Origin of the sequence: Acetobacter sp., assembly GCF_052102375.1 — a bacterium.
Taxonomy (GTDB): Bacteria; Pseudomonadota; Alphaproteobacteria; order Acetobacterales; family Acetobacteraceae; genus Acetobacter.
Genome location: NZ_JBQDXI010000002.1, coordinates 45,435 through 63,244, shown reverse-complemented (window position 1 = coordinate 63,244; position 17,810 = coordinate 45,435). Strand labels below are relative to the sequence as shown.

At 52.9% G+C, this 17,810-nt stretch carries 30 protein-coding genes; all 30 read left to right on the top strand.

Annotated elements, in window-relative coordinates:
* Positions 1–9 precede the first annotated feature (9 nt).
* Positions 10–486, top strand: coding sequence for a 30S ribosomal protein S7 (gene rpsG, locus ACTIDN_RS01285; RefSeq protein ID WP_006557752.1), 477 nt, complete (start codon positions 10–12; stop codon positions 484–486).
* Positions 487–581: 95 nt separating this feature from the next.
* Positions 582–1,772 (top strand): elongation factor Tu, encoded by a 1,191-nt coding sequence (gene tuf, locus ACTIDN_RS01280; protein ID WP_415507791.1) that lies wholly within the window; start codon positions 582–584, stop codon positions 1,770–1,772.
* Positions 1,773–1,881: 109 nt separating this feature from the next.
* Positions 1,882–2,190, top strand: coding sequence for a 30S ribosomal protein S10 (rpsJ, locus tag ACTIDN_RS01275; protein WP_007282720.1), 309 nt, complete (start codon positions 1,882–1,884; stop codon positions 2,188–2,190).
* 10 nt (positions 2,191–2,200) lie between these two features.
* The gene (rplC, locus tag ACTIDN_RS01270) at positions 2,201–2,884 is read left to right on the top strand and encodes a 50S ribosomal protein L3 (RefSeq protein WP_048838096.1); all 684 of its coding nucleotides are present in this window, start codon (positions 2,201–2,203) and stop codon (positions 2,882–2,884) included.
* Between the two features lie 4 nt (positions 2,885–2,888).
* Positions 2,889–3,503, top strand: coding sequence for a 50S ribosomal protein L4 (rplD, locus tag ACTIDN_RS01265; RefSeq protein ID WP_441375721.1), 615 nt, complete (start codon positions 2,889–2,891; stop codon positions 3,501–3,503).
* Positions 3,500–3,835 carry a 50S ribosomal protein L23 gene (locus ACTIDN_RS01260; RefSeq protein WP_048838098.1) on the top strand — a complete coding sequence of 112 codons (336 nt, stop codon included), beginning with the start codon at positions 3,500–3,502 and terminating at the stop codon, positions 3,833–3,835. Before rplD ends, ACTIDN_RS01260 begins: the two co-directional genes overlap by 4 nt.
* A 16-nt stretch (positions 3,836–3,851) precedes the next feature.
* Positions 3,852–4,682 carry a 50S ribosomal protein L2 gene (gene rplB, locus ACTIDN_RS01255; protein WP_441375720.1) on the top strand — a complete coding sequence of 277 codons (831 nt, stop codon included), beginning with the start codon at positions 3,852–3,854 and terminating at the stop codon, positions 4,680–4,682.
* Positions 4,683–4,695: 13 nt separating this feature from the next.
* Positions 4,696–4,974, top strand: coding sequence for a 30S ribosomal protein S19 (gene rpsS / locus ACTIDN_RS01250; protein ID WP_048838100.1), 279 nt, complete (start codon positions 4,696–4,698; stop codon positions 4,972–4,974).
* Positions 4,975–4,976: 2 nt separating this feature from the next.
* The gene (rplV, locus tag ACTIDN_RS01245) at positions 4,977–5,387 is read left to right on the top strand and encodes a 50S ribosomal protein L22 (RefSeq protein ID WP_006557761.1); all 411 of its coding nucleotides are present in this window, start codon (positions 4,977–4,979) and stop codon (positions 5,385–5,387) included.
* 3 nt (positions 5,388–5,390) lie between these two features.
* Entirely contained in the window at positions 5,391–6,068 is a 678-nt protein-coding gene (gene rpsC, locus ACTIDN_RS01240; protein ID WP_048838101.1) for a 30S ribosomal protein S3, read from the top strand.
* Positions 6,069–6,086: 18 nt separating this feature from the next.
* On the top strand, positions 6,087–6,503 hold the full coding sequence (gene rplP, locus ACTIDN_RS01235; RefSeq protein ID WP_048838102.1) for a 50S ribosomal protein L16: 417 nt from the start codon (positions 6,087–6,089) through the stop codon (positions 6,501–6,503).
* 1 nt (position 6,504) lies between these two features.
* A complete protein-coding gene (rpmC, locus tag ACTIDN_RS01230) occupies positions 6,505–6,741 on the top strand; it encodes a 50S ribosomal protein L29 (protein WP_048838103.1) in 237 nt (78 codons plus the stop codon).
* A gap of 13 nt (positions 6,742–6,754) precedes the next feature.
* Positions 6,755–7,027, top strand: a complete 273-nt coding sequence (rpsQ, locus tag ACTIDN_RS01225) for a 30S ribosomal protein S17 (RefSeq protein WP_048838104.1) — start codon at positions 6,755–6,757, stop codon at positions 7,025–7,027.
* A gap of 19 nt (positions 7,028–7,046) precedes the next feature.
* A complete protein-coding gene (rplN, locus tag ACTIDN_RS01220; protein WP_006557767.1) occupies positions 7,047–7,415 on the top strand; it encodes a 50S ribosomal protein L14 in 369 nt (122 codons plus the stop codon).
* A complete protein-coding gene (gene rplX, locus ACTIDN_RS01215) occupies positions 7,415–7,735 on the top strand; it encodes a 50S ribosomal protein L24 (protein ID WP_441375719.1) in 321 nt (106 codons plus the stop codon). Before rplN ends, rplX begins: the two co-directional genes overlap by 1 nt.
* A gap of 10 nt (positions 7,736–7,745) precedes the next feature.
* Positions 7,746–8,315, top strand: coding sequence for a 50S ribosomal protein L5 (rplE, locus tag ACTIDN_RS01210; protein ID WP_048838106.1), 570 nt, complete (start codon positions 7,746–7,748; stop codon positions 8,313–8,315).
* A gap of 83 nt (positions 8,316–8,398) precedes the next feature.
* A complete protein-coding gene (gene rpsN / locus ACTIDN_RS01205) occupies positions 8,399–8,704 on the top strand; it encodes a 30S ribosomal protein S14 (RefSeq protein WP_048838107.1) in 306 nt (101 codons plus the stop codon).
* A gap of 9 nt (positions 8,705–8,713) precedes the next feature.
* The gene (rpsH, locus tag ACTIDN_RS01200; RefSeq protein WP_048838108.1) at positions 8,714–9,112 is read left to right on the top strand and encodes a 30S ribosomal protein S8; all 399 of its coding nucleotides are present in this window, start codon (positions 8,714–8,716) and stop codon (positions 9,110–9,112) included.
* Between the two features lie 10 nt (positions 9,113–9,122).
* Entirely contained in the window at positions 9,123–9,656 is a 534-nt protein-coding gene (gene rplF / locus ACTIDN_RS01195; RefSeq protein ID WP_048838109.1) for a 50S ribosomal protein L6, read from the top strand.
* Positions 9,656–10,018, top strand: coding sequence for a 50S ribosomal protein L18 (gene rplR, locus ACTIDN_RS01190; protein ID WP_048838110.1), 363 nt, complete (start codon positions 9,656–9,658; stop codon positions 10,016–10,018). The genes rplF and rplR overlap by 1 nt, the downstream gene beginning before the upstream one ends.
* Before the next feature lie 15 nt (positions 10,019–10,033).
* Complete coding sequence (gene rpsE / locus ACTIDN_RS01185; protein WP_048838111.1) at positions 10,034–10,612, top strand: 30S ribosomal protein S5; 579 nt, start codon at positions 10,034–10,036, stop codon at positions 10,610–10,612.
* On the top strand, positions 10,605–10,790 hold the full coding sequence (gene rpmD / locus ACTIDN_RS01180; protein ID WP_048838112.1) for a 50S ribosomal protein L30: 186 nt from the start codon (positions 10,605–10,607) through the stop codon (positions 10,788–10,790). The genes rpsE and rpmD overlap by 8 nt, the downstream gene beginning before the upstream one ends.
* Before the next feature lies 1 nt (position 10,791).
* A complete protein-coding gene (gene rplO, locus ACTIDN_RS01175; protein WP_086651181.1) occupies positions 10,792–11,280 on the top strand; it encodes a 50S ribosomal protein L15 in 489 nt (162 codons plus the stop codon).
* A gap of 143 nt (positions 11,281–11,423) precedes the next feature.
* Positions 11,424–12,782, top strand: coding sequence for a preprotein translocase subunit SecY (secY, locus tag ACTIDN_RS01170; RefSeq protein ID WP_441375718.1), 1,359 nt, complete (start codon positions 11,424–11,426; stop codon positions 12,780–12,782).
* A complete protein-coding gene (locus ACTIDN_RS01165; RefSeq protein WP_048838115.1) occupies positions 12,779–13,429 on the top strand; it encodes an adenylate kinase in 651 nt (216 codons plus the stop codon). Before secY ends, ACTIDN_RS01165 begins: the two co-directional genes overlap by 4 nt.
* Positions 13,430–13,568: 139 nt before the next feature.
* Positions 13,569–13,946: a 30S ribosomal protein S13 gene (gene rpsM, locus ACTIDN_RS01160; protein WP_048838116.1), complete on the top strand. Its 378-nt coding sequence runs from the start codon at positions 13,569–13,571 to the stop codon at positions 13,944–13,946.
* 66 nt (positions 13,947–14,012) lie between these two features.
* Positions 14,013–14,405: a 30S ribosomal protein S11 gene (gene rpsK, locus ACTIDN_RS01155; RefSeq protein WP_048838117.1), complete on the top strand. Its 393-nt coding sequence runs from the start codon at positions 14,013–14,015 to the stop codon at positions 14,403–14,405.
* Positions 14,406–14,516: 111 nt separating this feature from the next.
* Complete coding sequence (locus ACTIDN_RS01150) at positions 14,517–15,536, top strand: DNA-directed RNA polymerase subunit alpha (RefSeq protein WP_441375717.1); 1,020 nt, start codon at positions 14,517–14,519, stop codon at positions 15,534–15,536.
* A 29-nt stretch (positions 15,537–15,565) separates the two neighbouring features.
* On the top strand, positions 15,566–15,991 hold the full coding sequence (rplQ, locus tag ACTIDN_RS01145; protein ID WP_048838119.1) for a 50S ribosomal protein L17: 426 nt from the start codon (positions 15,566–15,568) through the stop codon (positions 15,989–15,991).
* Between the two features lie 305 nt (positions 15,992–16,296).
* Positions 16,297–17,622, top strand: coding sequence for an MFS transporter (locus ACTIDN_RS01140; protein WP_441375716.1), 1,326 nt, complete (start codon positions 16,297–16,299; stop codon positions 17,620–17,622).
* The last annotated feature ends 188 nt before the right edge of the window (positions 17,623–17,810 follow it).

Sequence of the window (17,810 nt, the reverse complement as noted above, 5' to 3'; positions counted from 1 at the left end):
GGTTAAGGTATGAGCCGCCGTCACCGCGCTGTTAAGCGTGAGATTCTTCCTGATCCGAAGTTCGGAGATATTGTCATCACGCGTTTCATGAACGCGCTCATGTATGATGGCAAGAAATCCACTGCGGAAGGGATCGTATATGGAGCTCTTGAGGCGCTTGTGCGCCGGAGTGGAGCTTCTGCGGATCCGGTTGCATTGTTCCACAATGCTCTGGATAACGTTAAGCCTGCAGTAGAGGTTCGTTCTCGCCGTGTTGGTGGTGCGACCTACCAGGTGCCTGTTGAGGTCCGTGCAGAGCGCCGTCAGGCGCTGGCTATTCGCTGGGTGATTGATGCTTCTCGCAAGCGGGGCGAAAACACCATGCAGGACCGGTTGTCTAACGAGCTGCTTGATGCCGTAAACAACCGTGGTGCTGCTGTTAAGAAGCGCGAAGATACCCACCGTATGGCTGAAGCCAACAAGGCATTCAGTCACTATCGCTGGTAATCATTCGAGTATGCTGGCGCTCCCTTGTTTTGGGGTGCTGGTAGACTTATTTGGAAACTGCTCCTTGCATGTGGCGAGGGGTATGGAGTGGAAAAATGGCTAAGGCTAAGTTTGAGCGGAATAAACCGCACTGTAACATTGGTACCATTGGTCACGTTGACCATGGTAAGACGTCTCTGACGGCTGCCATCACCAAGACGCTGGCGAAAGCTGGTGGCGCAGAATTCAAAGCATACGACCAGATCGATGCTGCTCCTGAAGAACGCGCTCGTGGTATCACCATTTCTACGGCTCACGTGGAATATGAAACTGCTAACCGTCACTATGCTCACGTGGACTGCCCCGGACACGCTGACTATGTGAAGAACATGATCACCGGTGCTGCTCAGATGGACGGCGCAATCCTGGTTGTGTCCGCAGCTGACGGCCCAATGCCACAGACCCGTGAGCACATCCTGCTTGCTCGTCAGGTTGGTGTGCCTGCTCTGGTTGTGTTCCTGAACAAAGTTGATCAGGTTGACGATCCGGAACTGCTTGAGCTGGTTGAAATGGAAGTCCGTGAACTTCTGTCTTCTTACCAGTTCCCTGGCGACGATATCCCCATCATCAAAGGGTCTGCTCTGGTAACCCTCGAAGATGGTGATCCGGAAATTGGTGAAAACCGCGTTCGCGACCTGATGGATGCAGTTGATGCCTACATCCCGCAGCCAGAACGTCCGGTTGACCGTCCGTTCCTGATGCCGATCGAAGACGTGTTCTCCATCTCCGGTCGTGGTACCGTGGTGACGGGTCGCGTTGAGCGTGGTGTTGTTAACGTTGGTGACGAAGTTGAAATCGTGGGTCTGAAAGACACCGTGAAGACGACTGTTACAGGCGTTGAAATGTTCCGTAAGCTGCTTGATCGCGGTGAAGCTGGTGACAACATCGGTGCGCTGGTTCGTGGTACGAAGCGTGAAGACGTTGAGCGTGGCCAGGTTCTTGCTAAGCCGGGTTCAATCACCCCGCACAAGAAGTTTAAAGCTGAAGCTTACATCCTGACGAAAGAAGAAGGCGGCCGTCATACTCCGTTCTTCACAAACTATCGTCCGCAGTTCTACTTCCGTACAACCGACGTGACGGGTGTTGTGCACCTGCCAGAAGGTACGGAAATGGTCATGCCTGGCGATAACTGCGCTATGGATGTTGAACTGATTGCGCCGATCGCCATGGATGAAGGCCTGCGTTTCGCTATTCGCGAAGGCGGCCGTACCGTTGGTGCAGGCGTTGTGGCTTCCATCTCCGAATAATTTCGGTAAAGAGGCCAAGGACTGTATGGCCCCGGCTGAGTCACTCAGCCGGGGTCTTACTTGGCGGCCGGGTTTCCCCGGACAAGTTAAAGTGTTGGACTAAAAAACAATGGACAACCAGAACATCCGCATTCGCCTAAAGGCGTACGATCACCGCGTGCTTGATAACAGCACAAAAGAGATCGTAAACACGGCGAAGCGTACGGGTGCGCGGGTTCGGGGTCCTATCCCGCTGCCGACGCATATCGAACGGTTTACTGTTAACCGCTCTCCCCACGTGGACAAAAAAAGCCGCGAACAGTTCGAAATTCGGACTCACCGCCGCTTGCTCGATATTGTCGAGCCAACTCCGCAGACCGTGGACGCCCTCATGAAACTCGACCTCGCCGCTGGCGTAGATGTCGAGATCAAACTTTAAGGTCCAGACGATGCGCACCGGATTGATCGCAAAAAAGTTGGGCATGTCCCGACTCTTCAAGGAAGATGGCACGCATGTGCCCGTCACCGTCCTGCACGTAGATGCGTTGCAGGTGGTTGATGTCCGTACTCAGGAACGTGATGGCTATACAGCTGTTCAGTTGGGTATGGGCAAAGCCAAGGTGAAAAATGTCACCCAGCCCAACCGCGGCCATTTTGCCCGCACGAAGGTTGAGCCGAAAAAAGTTGTTCGCGAATTTCGTGTTGCTGATGATGCAACGCTTGAGATCGGCGCAACTCTTTCTGCTTCACACTTCGTTGTTGGCCAGAAAGTGGACGTGACCGGCACCAGTAAAGGTAAAGGTTTCGCAGGCGCCATGAAGCGCTGGAACTTTGCCGGTCTGGAAGCCAGCCATGGTGTTTCGATCTCACACCGTTCTCATGGTTCTACCGGTAACCGTCAGGATCCCGGCAAAACCTTCAAGAACAAAAAGATGGCAGGCCATCTGGGTGACGAACGTATCACCACCCTGAATCTTGAAATTGCAGCGATCGATCCGGAAAAGAATCTGGTTATGGTGCGTGGCTCCATTCCCGGTGCAAAAAACAGCACCGTCCTGATTCGTGATGCGATCAAAAAAGCCCGCCATGTCGATGCGCCATATCCGGCAGCTCTCGTGACGGCGGAGGGCTGAGGTCATGGAAATCGAAATCAAAACGCTTGATAACGGCACAGCAGGGTCTGCTACTCTCCCTGATGAGCTGTTTGCGGTTGCTCCGCGTGCAGACATTATGGCGCGTGTTGTTCACTGGCAGTTGGCAAAACGCCGCGCTGGTACACACAAGGTCAAAGGCATGGGCGAAGTGTCCGGCACGACCAAAAAGCCATACAAGCAGAAAGGCACAGGTAGCGCTCGTCAGGGCTCTCTGCGTTCGCCTCAGTATCGTACGGGTGGTGTTGTTCATGGGCCGGTTGTTCGCGACCACGGCTATGATCTGCCAAAGAAAATCCGTCGTATGGGCCTGATCTCTGCGCTTTCACAGAAAGCTCAGGACGGCAAGCTGATTGTTCTGCAGTCTGCTTCTGGCATTGAACGCACGAGCGAACTGGCTGTTAAGCTGAAGAACCTCGGCCTTAAATCCGCCCTCATTGTTGACGCTGCTGTTGATGAAGGCTTCGTACGTGCTGCACGTAACCTGCCTAAAATCGATGTTCTACCGACCATCGGCGCCAACGTTTATGACATTCTTAACCACGAGGTTCTGGCCATCACCCAGGCAGGTCTCGAAGGTCTGAAGGAGCGCCTGGCATGACCAACATTCTTGCAGTGCGCAAGAAAGCTGAGCGTCTTTCCCGTGAAGCATTGTACGACATCATTCGTGCGCCGCTGATCACGGAAAAGGCAACCGCGCTTTCCGAAAAAAATCAGGTTGCATTCAAGGTTGCCATGACAGCAACCAAACCTGAAATCAAAGTCGCAGTGGAAACACTGTTTGGCGTCAAGGTTGTTGGTGTTAACACCCTTGTCCAGAAGGGCAAGGCCAAGCGCTTTAAAGGGCGTCTGGGGCAGCGTTCTGACATCAAAAAGGCGTTCGTTCAGCTTGCAGAAGGTCAGTCTATTGACCTGACCGCCAAACTGGCCTGACGTGGGGTAGGAACATATGGCACTGAAGCACTTTAATCCCGTCACGCCGAGCCTTCGTGGTACGGTTCTGATTGACCGCGCTGACCTTTGGAAAGGTAAGCCAGTCAAGCAGCTGACCGAAGGTAAGAACAAGACGGGTGGTCGTAACAATAACGGCCGTACGACTTCTTTCTTCCGTGGCGGTGGTCACAAACAGTCTTACCGTTACATTGACTTCAAGCGTCGCAAGTTTGACGTGCTGGGTACGGTTGAGCGTCTGGAATATGACCCCAACCGCACAGCGTTCATTGCGCTTGTGAAGTATGAAGACGGTGAACTGGCTTACATTCTGGCTCCGCAGCGTCTGAAAGTTGGTGATAATGTTATCGCTGGCGCACGCGTTGACATTAAGCCAGGTAACGCAATGCCGCTGGCCGCTATTCCGGTCGGTACCATTGTGCACAACATTGAGCTGAAACAGGGTGCGGGCGGCAAAATGGCACGCTCTGCAGGGACCTATGCTCAGCTCGTGGGTAAAGACGCTGGCTCCGCACAGATCAAATTGCAGTCTGGCGAGCTTCGTATTGTCCGTGGTGAATGCATGGCTACCGTTGGTGCCGTGTCCAACCCAGACAACATGAACCAGCATCTGGGTAAAGCCGGTCGTGCCCGTTGGTTGGGCCGTCGTCCACATAACCGTGGCGTCGTCATGAACCCGGTTGACCATCCGCATGGTGGTGGTGAAGGCCGTACGTCTGGTGGTCGCCATCCGGTCACACCGTGGGGCAAGCCCACCAAAGGTTACAAAACTCGGGTCAATAAGCGTACGGACAGTCTGATTATCCGTCGTCGCAAGACCGGCAAGTAAGGGGCAATAGAAGATGGCACGTTCCGTCTGGAAAGGCCCGTTCGTCGACGGGTATCTGCTGAGCAAAGCCGAAGCGTCCCGCGCGTCGGGTCGTAACGAAGTGATCAAGATCTGGTCACGTCGTTCCACGATCCTTCCGCAGTTCGTAGGACTGACGTTCGGTGTTTATAATGGTCATAAGTTCCTGCCTGTGCAGGTGACAGAGAACATGGTCGGACACAAGTTCGGTGAATTCTCTCCCACCCGTACATTCCACGGGCATGGGGCCGACAAAAAGTCGAAGCGGGGCTAACAATGAGCAAGCCGAAGCAGCCGCGCACGCTCGCGGAAACAGAAGCGCAGGCCGTTACGCGCAACATTCGGGTTAGTCCCCGTAAGTTGAACCTTGTTGCGGGTCTTATCCGCAACAAGCCAGCGTCTCAGGCAGTCGCCACCTTGACGTTCTCTAAGCGTCGTATTGCGCAGCAGGTCAAAAAGACCCTCGAAAGTGCAATCGCGAACGCCGAGAACAATCATCAGCTTGATGTTGATCAGCTGGTGGTCAAGACAGCTGAGGTTGGGAAGTCTATTGTCATGCGGCGTTTCCACGCCCGTGGCCGTGGTCGTTCCGCCCGTGTGGAAAAATTCTTCAGCCATCTGAAGATTGTCGTTGCAGAGCGGGCTCCTGAGCCTGAAGCAGCTTCTACTGAGCAGAAGGCGGCCTGAGGTATGGGACACAAAGTTAATCCAATCGGGCTTCGGCTCGGGATCAATCGCACGTGGGATAGCCGTTGGTACGCTGATGCCGACTACTCCCGCCTGCTGCATGAAGACCTGAAGCTGCGCGCATTCCTGCGCCGCAAGCTTTCTGGTGCAGGCGTGTCTCGTGTTGTTATCGAACGTCCGGCTAAAAAGCCGCGCGTTACGATTTATGCAGCACGCCCAGGCGTCGTGATTGGTAAAAAAGGTCAGGATATTGACGCTCTGCGTAAAGAGCTGACCCGGATGGCCGGTACCGAAGTTGCACTGAACATCGTCGAAATCCGTAAGCCGGAAATCGATGCGACGCTGGTTGCTGACAACATTGCTCAGCAGCTGGAACGTCGTGTGGCTTTCCGTCGTGCCATGAAGCGCGCTGTGCAGTCCGCTATGCGTCTTGGCGCACAGGGTATTCGTATCAACTGCTCTGGTCGTCTTGGTGGCGCGGAAATCGCTCGTATCGAGTGGTACCGCGAAGGTCGCGTGCCTCTTCACACGCTGCGTGCTGACATCGACTACGGTACGGCAACCGCACAGACCACCTATGGTGCTTGCGGTGTGAAGGTTTGGATCTTCAAAGGTGAGATCCTCGCGCATGACCCCATGGCTCAGGACCGCCGGGCAGCCGAACAGGCTCCTCAGCGCTGAGGCGAAGGATAAAAGATAATGCTTTCTCCAAAGCGGACAAAATTCCGTAAGGCGCATAAAGGTCGTATTCACGGCCTCGCCAAAAGCGGTACAACGCTTAACTTTGGTACGTTCGGTCTGAAGGCTCTTCAGCCCGAACGTATTACGGCACGCCAGATCGAAGCATCCCGTCGTGCTATTACCAGGGCTATGAAACGTGCGGGTCGGGTATGGATTCGTATTTTTCCTGACCTTCCGGTCTCGACAAAGCCTGCAGAAGTGCGTATGGGGTCCGGCAAGGGATCTCCCGAATACTGGGTAGCCCGTGTGAAGCCAGGTCGCATTCTGTTCGAAATCGAAGGTGTGCCACCAGAAGTCGCGCGTGAAGCGCTGGCTCTTGGTGCTGCAAAGCTGCCGATTAAGACCAAGTTTGTGACCCGAATTGGAGATGCGTGAGATGGCAAAGGCAACAAAGCCAGCTGATCTGCGTGCCAAAACGGCCGATGAACTGAACGCGCTTCTGATTGAGCTGAAGCGCGAACAGCTCAACCTCCGTTTCCAGCAGGCAACCGGGCAAACCGAAGGCCAGAGCCGTGTTCGGGTTGTCCGTCGTGAAATTGCGCGCATCAAGACGATTGTCGCGCAAAATGAAAAGACTGCAGCAGGTGCAAAAACATCTGCTGCCATTTCCTGAAGGGAGTTGGACGATGCCAAGGCGCGTCCTTACCGGGCGTGTGACTAGCGACAAGATGGACAAGACCGTTACGGTTCTTGTCGATCGTCGCGTCATGCATCCGCTGTATAAGAAGTTCATCCGTCGCTCTAAAAAATATGCGGCGCATGATGAAGAAAATGTCTGCAAGGTGGGTGATGCGGTGCGAATTATTGAGTGCACCCCGATTTCCCGGCGTAAGACGTGGGCTGTGGTTTCTCGCAATGGCGAAACCGTTGACGCTTCTGCCGCTGGCGTGTCGGCTTAAGTTTAAGGATATCTAAGACATGATCCATCCCGAGACCAACCTCGACGTTGCCGATAACTCAGGTGCTCGTCAGGTGCAGTGCATCAAGGTGCTGGGCGGCTCCAAACGGAAGTCTGCCTCGGTCGGCGACGTGATCGTCGTTTCCGTCAAGGAAGCCATCCCCCGTGGGAAGGTGAAAAAAGGCGACGTCCACCAAGCTGTGATCGTTCGTACCTCTTATCCGGTTCGCCGTCCTGATGGCAGCGCAATCCGTTTTGATAAGAATGCTGCCGTTCTGATCAACAAGCAGCAGGAGCCGATTGGTACGCGTATCTTTGGCCCGGTTGTTCGTGAACTGCGTGCGCGCAAGTTCATGAAAATCATCTCTCTGGCGCCGGAGGTGCTATAATGGCTGCGCGTATTAAAAAAGGCGACACGGTCGTTGTTATCACTGGTTCCTCAAAAGGGACTCAAGGTGAAGTGCTTTCTGTGCGTCCGGCAGAAAATCGCGCCATCGTGCGCGGTGTTGCTATCGTTAAGCGTCACCAGAAAGCGACTCGCATGGGTGGAGAAGGCGGCATCATTTCTCGTGAAGCCCCGATTCATCTTTCAAACCTGAAGCTGGTCGATCCTGCTTCCAAGAAGCCTACCCGCGTTGGTTTCCGTGTTCTGGAAGATGGCCGCAAAGTCCGCGTTGCTAAGGCAACCGGCGAAGTAATCGAAGGCTGAGGGGGCGAGAATGACTGAGTCTAAGAGCGTTCGTTCCGTTCCTCGTCTTCAGGAGCGTTATGAAAACGAACTGCGTGCGAAGCTTCGTGAGCAGTTTGGTTACACAAACGTTATGCAGGTTCCGCGGCTTGAAAAAATCGTCCTGAATATGGGCGTTGGTGAAGCTGCTGGTGACCAGAAGAAGCTTGATGCGGCTGTTGCTGAAATGACACTGATTGCTGGTCAAAAGCCAGTCAAGACTGTGGCTAAAAAAGCTATTGCAGGCTTCAAGATTCGTGAAGGTCTGCCGATTGGTTGTAAAGTTACTCTGCGCCGCGTGCAGATGTACGAATTCCTTGATCGTCTCGTAACGATCGCTATGCCACGCATCCGTGACTTCCGCGGTTTGCCTGCAAACAAAGGGTTCGACGGACGTGGCAACTTTGCTCTCGGTTTGAAAGAACAGCTTGTTTTCCCGGAAATTGACTACGATAAAGTGGATGATATCCGTGGTATGGACATTGTGTTCGTGACCAGCGCAAAAACGGATGCTGAAGCTAAGGCGCTTCTTAAAGCATTCGAACTTCCCTTTGCAGCCTAAGGGAAATAGTCTACCTGTTTTCAGGTGTTGTTGTCTTGGAAAACCGTCGAAGGTTTTCGAAGGGTTCCGGAGGATAGATTTATATGGCTAAGACTTCTGCCATCACGCGGAATGCCAAACGGGCACGTATGTCCGCGCGTGATAAAGAAAAGCGTGCCGCGCTGAAAAACATTGTTATGGACCGTACGCTTCCTGTGGAAGATCGGTTCGATGCGTCTTTGAAGCTGGCTGAACTGCCTCGTAACGGGTCTCGCGTACGTGTACGTCTGCGTTGCAAACTTACGGGTCGTTCTCGCGGTAACTATCGTAAATTCGAACTGTGCCGCATTGCACTGCGTGATCTAGCTTCTGGTGGCCAGATCCCAGGCCTGGTCAAAGCAAGCTGGTAAGGGCGCACAATGTCACTTTCTGATCCGTTGGGTGATATGCTCACCCGTATCCGTAACGCACAGCGTGCGCGTCATGCGTCCTGTGTGTCTCCGGCTTCTAACCTGCGTTCAAACGTTCTGGATGCTCTTCAGCGTGAAGGCTACATTCGTGGCTATAAGCATGAAGAAGTCCGTAAGGGTGTGACTCAGCTTCATATCGAGCTGAAATACTCTGAAGGTGAGCCGGTTATTAAAGAAATTCACCGCGTGTCCCGTCCGGGCCGTCGTGTCTATTCTAAAATTAAAGAACTGCCACGGGTTTGTGCAGGTTTGGGTGTTTCCATCCTGTCTACGCCACGCGGTGTTCTGTCCGATGTCGAGGCTCGCACTGCCAATGTTGGTGGTGAAGTTCTCTGCCGCGTCTTCTGAGGAGCGATAGATGTCACGTGTAGGCAAATATCCCGTCGAAGTTCCTGGTGGGGTGACCGTCTCGATTGCAGATGGTATTTTCAAGGCAAAAGGCAAGCTTGGCGAACTTTCGCTGCCGCTGTCTTCTCACATTGAAGCGGCTATTGAAGACGGTAAGGTCTCGGTTAAACCCGTAGGCACAGCCGCTCAGGCTCGCATGATGTGGGGCACAACGCGCGCTTTGATTGCAACAGCAGTTAAAGGCGTTTCTGATGGGTTCTCAAAAACTCTGGAAATCAACGGCACAGGTTATCGTGCTGCTGTTCAGGGTTCCAACCTTGTGATGAACCTCGGTTTCTCTCACGACGTGGTTTACCCGATTCCGCAGGGTATCAAGATCTCCACGCCGCGTCCGACCGCGATTGTTGTTGAAGGTATCGACAAGCAGCGCGTAGGTCAGGTTGCTCTTGATATTCGCAGCTACCGCAAGCCAGAGCCATATAAAGGCAAGGGCGTGCGTTACGATACGGAAACCATTCGTCGCAAGGAAGGCAAGAAGAAATAATGAGCACTCAGCAGGAACTGCGGAATCGGCGGCGTGCACGTCTCCGTTTTCAGCTCCGTCGCAAGGCTGGTGGTCGTCCGCGTCTATCGGTCTTCCGGTCTGGCAAAAACATTTATGCGCAGGTCATTGATGATGTGCAGGGGCGTACCCTCGCTGCTGCCTCCAGCCTGGATAAAGAACTGCGTGAAGCCCTGAAGACGGGCGCAACAAAAGACAGCGCAAACGCTGTTGGTAAGCTGGTTGCCCAGCGTGCTGTTGCTGCAGGCGTCTCTCTGGTTGTGTTTGACCGTGGGGAATATCTTTATCATGGGCGCGTGAAGGCGCTGGCGGAGGCTGCCCGCGAGGGCGGTCTCTCCTTCTGAGGAAAGGATCACGTAATGGCTCGTGAACCAAGAGAAGGCGGTCGAGGCGGCCGTGATCGCGAACGCGAAGGTGATGAACTGGTTGATAAACTGGTCACCATCAATCGCGTTGCCAAGGTTGTAAAAGGCGGACGTCGTTTCGCTTTTGCAGCACTGGTTGTTGTAGGTGACCAGAAAGGTCGCGTTGGTTATGGTGCGGGTAAAGCTCGTGAAGTGCCTGAAGCAATTCGTAAGGCTACGGAACGTGCGAAACGCGGCATGATCCGTGTACCGATGAAAGAAGGTCGTACCCTGCATCATGACGTTGCTGGTCACTTTGGTGCCGGTAAGGTTGTTCTGCGCTCGGCTGAAGCTGGTACGGGTATCATCGCGGGTGGCCCAATGCGTGCCGTCTTCGAAAGCCTAGGCATCAATGACGTGGTTGCGAAGTCCCTCGGGACGCGTAACCCGCACAACATGGTGAAAGCCACGTTTGATGCTCTGACACGTTGCGCAAGCCCACGTTCAGTTGCTAACCGTCGCGGTAAGAAGGTTGCAGAAATCTTCGGTAAACGTGATCAGGCAGCTGTTGCAGGGGAGTCTGCAGATGTCTGAAGCAAAAACCTTTAAGGTTACTCAGATTGCTTCCGGTAACGGTCGCAAGCCTGGCCAGCAGGCAACATTGATCGGGCTTGGTCTTAACAAGATCGGGCGCGAGAAGGTTCTGGAAGATACCCCGTCAACGCGCGGTATGGTCAGCAAAGTGGCCCACCTTGTGAAGGTGGAGGATTGATATGAATCTGAACGAGCTTCGCGACAACGAGGGTTCTCGTTATCGCAAAAAACGTCTTGGGCGTGGTATCGGCTCAGGTAAAGGCAAGACATCTGGTAAAGGTGTTAAGGGGCAGAAAGCACGTGAAGGTGTTTCCCTTAACGGCTTCGAAGGTGGTCAGCTGCCGCTTTACCGTCGTTTGCCAAAGCGTGGCTTCAAGAACATCTTCCGCAAGGTTTATGCTCCAGTTAACCTTGGTGCAGTTGATAAAGCTATTGCGGATGGCAAGATTGAAGCCGGTGCTGTTGTTACAGAAGATCTGCTGAAAACAGTAGGTCTTGTAGGAACGGGCAAATACGCTGGTGTGCGCATCTTGGGTGAAGGCGAACTGACACGTGCAGTTACCTTTGAAGTTTCCGGCGCTTCTGCATCTGCTGTAGCAGCTGTAGAAAAAGCTGGTGGCTCCGTTAAGGTTCTTGCTCCGAAAGCAGCTGAAGCTAGCGCATCCTAATGCGATGGAGAGGGGAGGCTGTTTTTGGCAGTCTCTCCTTTCAGTCTGTTTTTCCAGAGATTTTTTCTGGTTTAGCTTTTAGACTATCATGCCAGCGTCCCGCATTAAGTGCGGCGGCGCTGTTTGTGTGAAAGGACGGATGCATGGCTTCCGCGGCCGAACAGCTGGCTGCCAACTTCAATGTGGGCTCCTTTGCCAAGGCAACTGAACTCAAAAAGCGGATTTGGTTCACGCTTGGCGCATTGATCATTTATCGTCTCGGAACGTATATCCCCGTTCCTGGTGTAGATGCGACCGTCATGGGCCAGCTTCTGGCACAACATCAGGGCGGCATACTCGGCATGTTCAATATGTTCACAGGTGGTGCGCTTGGGCGCATGACTGTGTTCGCGCTGAACATTATGCCCTACATCTCTGCTTCCATCATTGTTCAGCTTATGTCCACGGCAATACCGTCTCTTGAGACACTCAAGAAAGAGGGTGATGCTGGTCGTAAAAAACTGAACGAATACACACGCTATCTCACAGTCTTCATTGCGTTATTTCAGGCTTATGGCATTGCCGTTGGGCTTGAAAGCATGAGAAGTGCTGCGGGTGCTGCGGTTGTAAGCCCAGGTCCATTTTTTCTGGCATCATGCGTGACAACGCTGGTTGGCGGAACAATGTTTCTGATGTGGATCGGTGAACAAATCACATCTCGTGGTGTGGGCAACGGTATTTCGCTGATTATTTTTGCGGGCATTGTTGCGAACTTGCCGCATGCTTTAGCAAGCTTGTTTCAGTTGGGCTATACGGGGGCATTGTCTCCTATTTTTGTCCTTCTGTTTCTTGTGCTGGCAGCGATTACCATTACGTTCATTGTGTTTATGGAACAGGCCCAGCGTCGGGTGGTTATTCAGTACCCCAAACGCCAGATGGGACAGAGAATGTTTGGTGGTGACACCACACATATGCCGCTGAAAGTGAACACGGCAGGTGTGATTCCTCCTATTTTTGCGTCTTCAGTGCTGCTTATCCCTGTTACGATTTCCGGTTTCATGAACGGTAAGTCCATGCCCGGTTGGCTGTCGTTCCTGGGAGAAGAAATGGGGCAGGGGCAACCGCTCTACATGCTGTTCTATGCAGCAATGATCGTGTTTTTCTCTTACTTCTACGCTGCTGTGACGTTTAACCCGACAGAGACTGCGGATAACCTGCGTAAGCAGGGGGGCTTTATTCCTGGCATTCGCCCAGGTGCTGCCACGGCAGTATATTTTGACAAAATCCTGACACGCCTTACCACCATTGGTGCTGCGTATATGGTTCTTGTCTGCCTGCTGCCGCAAATTCTGATCAGCCGTTACAATGTTCCCTTCTATTTTGGCGGGACCAGTCTGATCATTATTGTCTCTGTAACCATTGATACGGTAACGCAGATTCAATCCCATTTGGTTGCGCACCAGTATCAGGGGCTTATGAAGAAGTCTCGTGGTGGGAGAAAGCAGAGGATTATCCGGCGATGAACATTATCTTTCTTGGCCCGCCGGGCGCAGGCAAAGGTACGCAGTCGAAGCTTCTGGAAGAGCGCTACGGCCTTGTCCAGATTTCTACTGGAGACATGCTACGCGCGGAAGTTGCGCGTGGCTCTGAGACAGGCCAGCAGGCTAAAAGCCTTATGGAGACCGGACGTCTGGTTCCAGATGACCTGATCATCAAAATGCTTGAGTCCAGAATTGCTCAGCCAGATTGTGCCAAAGGGTTCATTCTGGATGGGTTTCCGCGGACAACAGGGCAGGCAGAAGCGCTTGATGCGATGCTTAAAGCAAGCAACAAGCATATTGATGTCGTCCTGTTCCTGGACGTGGACGAAGATATTCTGGCTGACCGTATTTCCGGCCGTTTCACATGCGCAAAGTGTGGAGCGACCTACAACGAGGTCTCGAACCCACCCAAACAGGATGGTGTTTGTGATTCGTGCGGTAGCCATGAGTTCAAACGCCGGGCTGATGACAAACGTGAGACCGTTGTTGAGCGTTTGAAAGAGTACCGGAAACTGACTGCACCTATTTTGCCGTTTTATGAAAAAACAGGTCGTCTTCATGCCATTAATGGAATGCTGCCGACGTCTGAAGTTACGGCTCAGATAGAAACAGTTATGGCTGGACAGTAACAGATCACGAAAAAGTGATCTGTTTTCGTTGACTTGTGCGAGTGGCCGGTATATCTCGCGGCCACTGAGTGAAATCTGCTTCCGTGCATGGAAGCTATGAGAATCTGCCTTCGGGTGGATGTCTACAGGAGTGTAAGGCGTGGCACGTATTGCCGGCGTGAATGTCCCGACGAACAAACGGGTTGTTATCGGGCTTCAGTATATTTACGGAATTGGCGCAACCAAAGCAGCCCAGATCTGCACGGAAGCGGGTATTCCTGACGCGAAACGCGTTAACGAACTGAGCGACGACGAAATCATGAAGCTGCGTGAGCTGATTGATACCCAGTATCGCGTTGAAGGCGATCTGCGTCGTGAAGTTGCTATGAACATTAAACGCCTGATGGATCTGGGTTGCTACCGCGGCCTGCGTCATCGTCGTGGCCTGCCTGTTCGCGGCCAGCGTACCCATACCAACGCCCGTACCCGTAAAGGTAAGGCTGTTGCGATTGCTGGTAAGAAGAAAGTAGCACGCTAATCCGTGTTGTTGAAAAACTCCGGACGGCTTTTGCGGGCTTCTGGGTAGGGACTGAGGTAGAAAATTATGGCGAAAGCCGCAGCACCGCGTATTCGTAAAAAAGAGCGCAAGAACATTATTTCTGGCGTGGCACACGTTCTGTCCACGTTCAACAACACCATGATCACCATTTCAGATGCTCAGGGGAATGCTATCTCCTGGTCTTCAGCAGGTGCTCAGGGCTTTAAGGGGTCACGTAAGTCCACACCGTATGCTGCTCAGGTTGCAGCAGAAGATGCGGGCCGCAAGGCACGTGAGCACGGTATGGAAACGCTGGAAATTGAAGTGTCCGGTCCAGGATCAGGCCGTGAAAGCGCACTGCGTGCTCTTCAGGCTGTGGGCTTCTCCATCACCTCTATCCGTGACATGACACCCGTTCCGCACAACGGTTGCCGCCCGCGTAAGCGTCGTCGCGTCTAAGAGTGAAAATGAGTGGCTGCATTACTGTAGCCACTGTTTTTGGTCTTGTTTGTTAAAGCTCAGAGAAATCGCTGCTTCAGCAGTGGTTTTTCGTATTGAAAGGCCTGCACCTTGGTCCTTCAGAAAAACTGGCAATCTCTGATCAAGCCTGAAAAGCTTGAGGTCGAATCCGGAGTGGAGCCGACACGTATTGCAACGGTTGTTGCTGAGCCGCTGGAACGTGGTTTCGGGATGACCTTGGGCAATGCCCTGCGTCGCGTGCTGCTGTCTTCCCTGCAGGGCGCGGCTGTTACCGCAGTGCAGATTGATGGCGTGCTGCACGAATTCTCGTCTGTGGCGGGTGTACGTGAAGATGTGACGGACATTGTCCTGAACATCAAACAGCTTGCTCTGCGTATGCACGGCGAAGGCCCGAAGCGCATGGTGCTAACGGCAACAGGCCCCGGCGAAGTTCGTGCCGGCCAGATCCAGACAGGTCATGACATTGAAATCATGAACCCTGATCTGGTTATCTGCACACTGGATGACGGTGTGAAGCTGGGTATGGAACTTGTGGTTGGTATGGGCAAAGGCTATGTGCCAGCTGCTGCTAACCGTCCGGAAGATGCTCCAATCGGTCTTATTCCGGTTGACGCCATCTATTCTCCGGTCAAGCGTGTATCTTATAAAGTTGAGCCGACCCGTGTTGGTCAGGTTACCGACTACGATAAGCTGCTGCTGACGGTAGAAACAAACGGTGCTATCACGCCTGAAGATGCGGTTGCGCTTGCTGCACGGATCCTGCAGGATCAGTTGCAGTTGTTCATCAACTTTGATGAACCGCGTCCGGTACAGGCTGAAGAGCCGCAGGATGACCTGCCATTCAACCGCAATCTGTTGCGTAAGGTTGATGAGCTTGAATTGTCTGTTCGTAGTGCGAATTGCCTGAAGAACGACAACATCATCTATATCGGGGATCTCGTCCAGAAGAGCGAGCAGGAAATGCTGCGGACTCCGAACTTTGGCCGTAAGTCTCTGAACGAGATCAAGGAAGTCCTGACTTCTATGGGGCTTTCCCTGGGTATGAATGTGCCGGCTTGGCCGCCGGAAAATATTGAAGATCTGGCAAAACGGCTTGATGAGCCGTTCTAAGCCCACTTCTTACGACTAGGAACTGAACTATGCGTCACCGTATTGCCGGCCGTAAGCTCGGCGTTACTTCTTCTCACCGCGCTGCCATGTTCCGCAACATGGCAGTTGCTCTGATCAAACATGAACAGATCACAACAACCCTGCCGAAAGCAAAAGAACTGCGTCCGGTTGTGGAAAAGCTGATCACTTTGGGCAAGCGTGGTGACCTCCATGCTCGTCGTCAGGCTCACGCTCTACTGCGTGACGATGTAATTGTGAAGAAACTCTTCTCCGCAATTGCTGAACGCTACAAAGGTCGCACAGGCGGTTACTCCCGCGTGATGCGTGCTGGTATGCGTTATGGCGATGCAGCTGACATGGCTGTTATCGAACTTGTTGACCGTGACATCAGCGCAAAAGGCCAGGATAGCGGCCCGCGCCCAGAAGTTGCGGAAACACAGGACCTCGCAGCTTAATAGGCTGAGATGTTTGGGGAGCCGTAGTTTTCGGCTCCCTTTGCCTTTTTTATAAGGCGTCTGTTTACCTCCGTTGGTAGGCAGATATAAGCAACTGCGAATGTTGAGTTTGCTCCATTCAATGTTGTGTGGGTGAGATCTTTCCAGATCTGTCTAATCCGCGCTTTGTAGCGGTACCCAACCCAAAATCTTTTTTCACGAACTAGGTGAGCACTCCCGCCATGGTTCGTATTGATAATGCGCTTTAGTCCTGTGCAATGAGGCACATGGCCTATGCCGTTATCGCGTCTAAGGAGAGCATGTAGATGCAAACAGCAGCCCAGCAGGAAAAACAATCCCTCGCAGATCGAATAGGTATTCCACGGCCTCTGCTTTGGGGCTTTATTGGTTTATTACTTTTCATGATCGGGGATGGCGTTGAAGCCGGCTATTTGGCCCCTTTTCTTGAAGGGCAGGGACATTCCTCTACACAGGTAGCCCTGCTTTTTACCATTTATGGTGTTGCTGTTTCTCTTTCATCATGGCTTTCCGGCCCGCTGTCAGACCTTTGGGGACCTAAAAAGGTCATGTGGGTTGGCCTGTGGATTTGGGGTATTTTTGAAGTCTTTTTTCTGGTTTTTGGTCTTCAACCCAATAATTATCCTCTGATGATTGCCGCCTACACGGCACGAGGCTTGGGTTATCCGCTGTTCGCCTATGGCTTTCTGGTATGGATTGCTGCTGCAACCCCAGCACGGCAATTGGGGTCTGCCGCAGGGTGGTTCTGGTTTGCATTCTCGGGGGGACTGCCCACGCTTGGTTCTCTGTTTGCGAGTTTTGCCATTCCCCGCATTGGTGAAATGGGCACTTTCTGGTCGTCTCTGGCGCTTGTGATGGTGGGCGGACTTGTTGCGCTCCTGTGCACACACGAACCGCGTGGGACCCAACGCTTGAGCCCGCCAGATGTGACGCTGAAACAGGCCATGTTTGGGTCTATCAGCATTATCTGGCGTGAACCAAAAACGCTGATTGCTGGGTTGGTGCGTACCATCAACACTTCTTCTGAATATGCGTTTCTGGTTATTATGCCGGGTGTCTTTACAAAGGTGGTTGGCTTTTCGCTGGAACAGTGGCTTCAGCTTTTGTCTATTGTTTTCCTTAGCAACATTATCTTCAACCTGTTGTCAGGCATGATGGCAGACCGGTTTGGACCACGTGCGGTTGTGGCAGTCGGTGGGGGTCTTGGTGCTGCCATTTCTGTCCCGTTATTTTATTATGTACCGCTCTCAATGCCGCATAACTTTCCTATTGCTGCCGCTATGGGCATTCTCTATGGGGCATCTTTGGCTGCATTTGTCCCACTCTCCGGGCTTATGCCTCAGGTCTGCCCCAAGGAAAAAGCGGCCGCATTGTCAATATTGGGTCTTGGCGCTGGTGCAAGCACATGGGTTGGTCCTGCCATTGTGACATGGTTTGAAGGGTGGCACGGCGTTGAAGGTGTCATCTGGATTTTCAGTGGTCTTTATGTGCTTTCCGCTGTGATGACACTTGCCATTACGGTCTCTCCCGAAGCACGAGCTTATATCCGCCGGTCTGAGGCAGTCTCCCAGTCCGACCGTGAAGCTGCTTTGCACGCTGCGGGAAATCAGTAAAAAATTTCGACGTCTCACAGTATATGCCTAGGAAGGGCGTAAGGGCTTTATCCCTTGCGCCTTTTTTTTGGGCCGCAACAGGGAATGGTTTTCTGGCTTAATTTGCGGAGTAGGGCGGTAAAATACTCGTTGCAAGAATGTGATCGTAATATACCACATACTGCGTATGATTGACATAAAAGGAGATA

Bases quoted from the DNA above. Each gene is read 5' to 3' on its own strand.
- rpsG (WP_006557752.1), top strand. From the start codon at position 10: ATGAGCCGCCGTCACCGCGCTGTTAAGCGTGAGATTCTTCCTGATCCG.
- tuf (WP_415507791.1), top strand. From the start codon at position 582: ATGGCTAAGGCTAAGTTTGAGCGGAATAAACCGCACTGTAACATTGGT.
- rpsJ (WP_007282720.1), top strand. From the start codon at position 1,882: ATGGACAACCAGAACATCCGCATTCGCCTAAAGGCGTACGATCACCGC.
- rplC (WP_048838096.1), top strand. From the start codon at position 2,201: ATGCGCACCGGATTGATCGCAAAAAAGTTGGGCATGTCCCGACTCTTC.
- rplD (WP_441375721.1), top strand. From the start codon at position 2,889: ATGGAAATCGAAATCAAAACGCTTGATAACGGCACAGCAGGGTCTGCT.
- ACTIDN_RS01260 (WP_048838098.1), top strand. From the start codon at position 3,500: ATGACCAACATTCTTGCAGTGCGCAAGAAAGCTGAGCGTCTTTCCCGT.
- rplB (WP_441375720.1), top strand. From the start codon at position 3,852: ATGGCACTGAAGCACTTTAATCCCGTCACGCCGAGCCTTCGTGGTACG.
- rpsS (WP_048838100.1), top strand. From the start codon at position 4,696: ATGGCACGTTCCGTCTGGAAAGGCCCGTTCGTCGACGGGTATCTGCTG.
- rplV (WP_006557761.1), top strand. From the start codon at position 4,977: ATGAGCAAGCCGAAGCAGCCGCGCACGCTCGCGGAAACAGAAGCGCAG.
- rpsC (WP_048838101.1), top strand. From the start codon at position 5,391: ATGGGACACAAAGTTAATCCAATCGGGCTTCGGCTCGGGATCAATCGC.
- rplP (WP_048838102.1), top strand. From the start codon at position 6,087: ATGCTTTCTCCAAAGCGGACAAAATTCCGTAAGGCGCATAAAGGTCGT.
- rpmC (WP_048838103.1), top strand. From the start codon at position 6,505: ATGGCAAAGGCAACAAAGCCAGCTGATCTGCGTGCCAAAACGGCCGAT.
- rpsQ (WP_048838104.1), top strand. From the start codon at position 6,755: ATGCCAAGGCGCGTCCTTACCGGGCGTGTGACTAGCGACAAGATGGAC.
- rplN (WP_006557767.1), top strand. From the start codon at position 7,047: ATGATCCATCCCGAGACCAACCTCGACGTTGCCGATAACTCAGGTGCT.
- rplX (WP_441375719.1), top strand. From the start codon at position 7,415: ATGGCTGCGCGTATTAAAAAAGGCGACACGGTCGTTGTTATCACTGGT.
- rplE (WP_048838106.1), top strand. From the start codon at position 7,746: ATGACTGAGTCTAAGAGCGTTCGTTCCGTTCCTCGTCTTCAGGAGCGT.
- rpsN (WP_048838107.1), top strand. From the start codon at position 8,399: ATGGCTAAGACTTCTGCCATCACGCGGAATGCCAAACGGGCACGTATG.
- rpsH (WP_048838108.1), top strand. From the start codon at position 8,714: ATGTCACTTTCTGATCCGTTGGGTGATATGCTCACCCGTATCCGTAAC.
- rplF (WP_048838109.1), top strand. From the start codon at position 9,123: ATGTCACGTGTAGGCAAATATCCCGTCGAAGTTCCTGGTGGGGTGACC.
- rplR (WP_048838110.1), top strand. From the start codon at position 9,656: ATGAGCACTCAGCAGGAACTGCGGAATCGGCGGCGTGCACGTCTCCGT.
- rpsE (WP_048838111.1), top strand. From the start codon at position 10,034: ATGGCTCGTGAACCAAGAGAAGGCGGTCGAGGCGGCCGTGATCGCGAA.
- rpmD (WP_048838112.1), top strand. From the start codon at position 10,605: ATGTCTGAAGCAAAAACCTTTAAGGTTACTCAGATTGCTTCCGGTAAC.
- rplO (WP_086651181.1), top strand. From the start codon at position 10,792: ATGAATCTGAACGAGCTTCGCGACAACGAGGGTTCTCGTTATCGCAAA.
- secY (WP_441375718.1), top strand. From the start codon at position 11,424: ATGGCTTCCGCGGCCGAACAGCTGGCTGCCAACTTCAATGTGGGCTCC.
- ACTIDN_RS01165 (WP_048838115.1), top strand. From the start codon at position 12,779: ATGAACATTATCTTTCTTGGCCCGCCGGGCGCAGGCAAAGGTACGCAG.
- rpsK (WP_048838117.1), top strand. From the start codon at position 14,013: ATGGCGAAAGCCGCAGCACCGCGTATTCGTAAAAAAGAGCGCAAGAAC.
- rplQ (WP_048838119.1), top strand. From the start codon at position 15,566: ATGCGTCACCGTATTGCCGGCCGTAAGCTCGGCGTTACTTCTTCTCAC.
- ACTIDN_RS01140 (WP_441375716.1), top strand. From the start codon at position 16,297: ATGCAAACAGCAGCCCAGCAGGAAAAACAATCCCTCGCAGATCGAATA.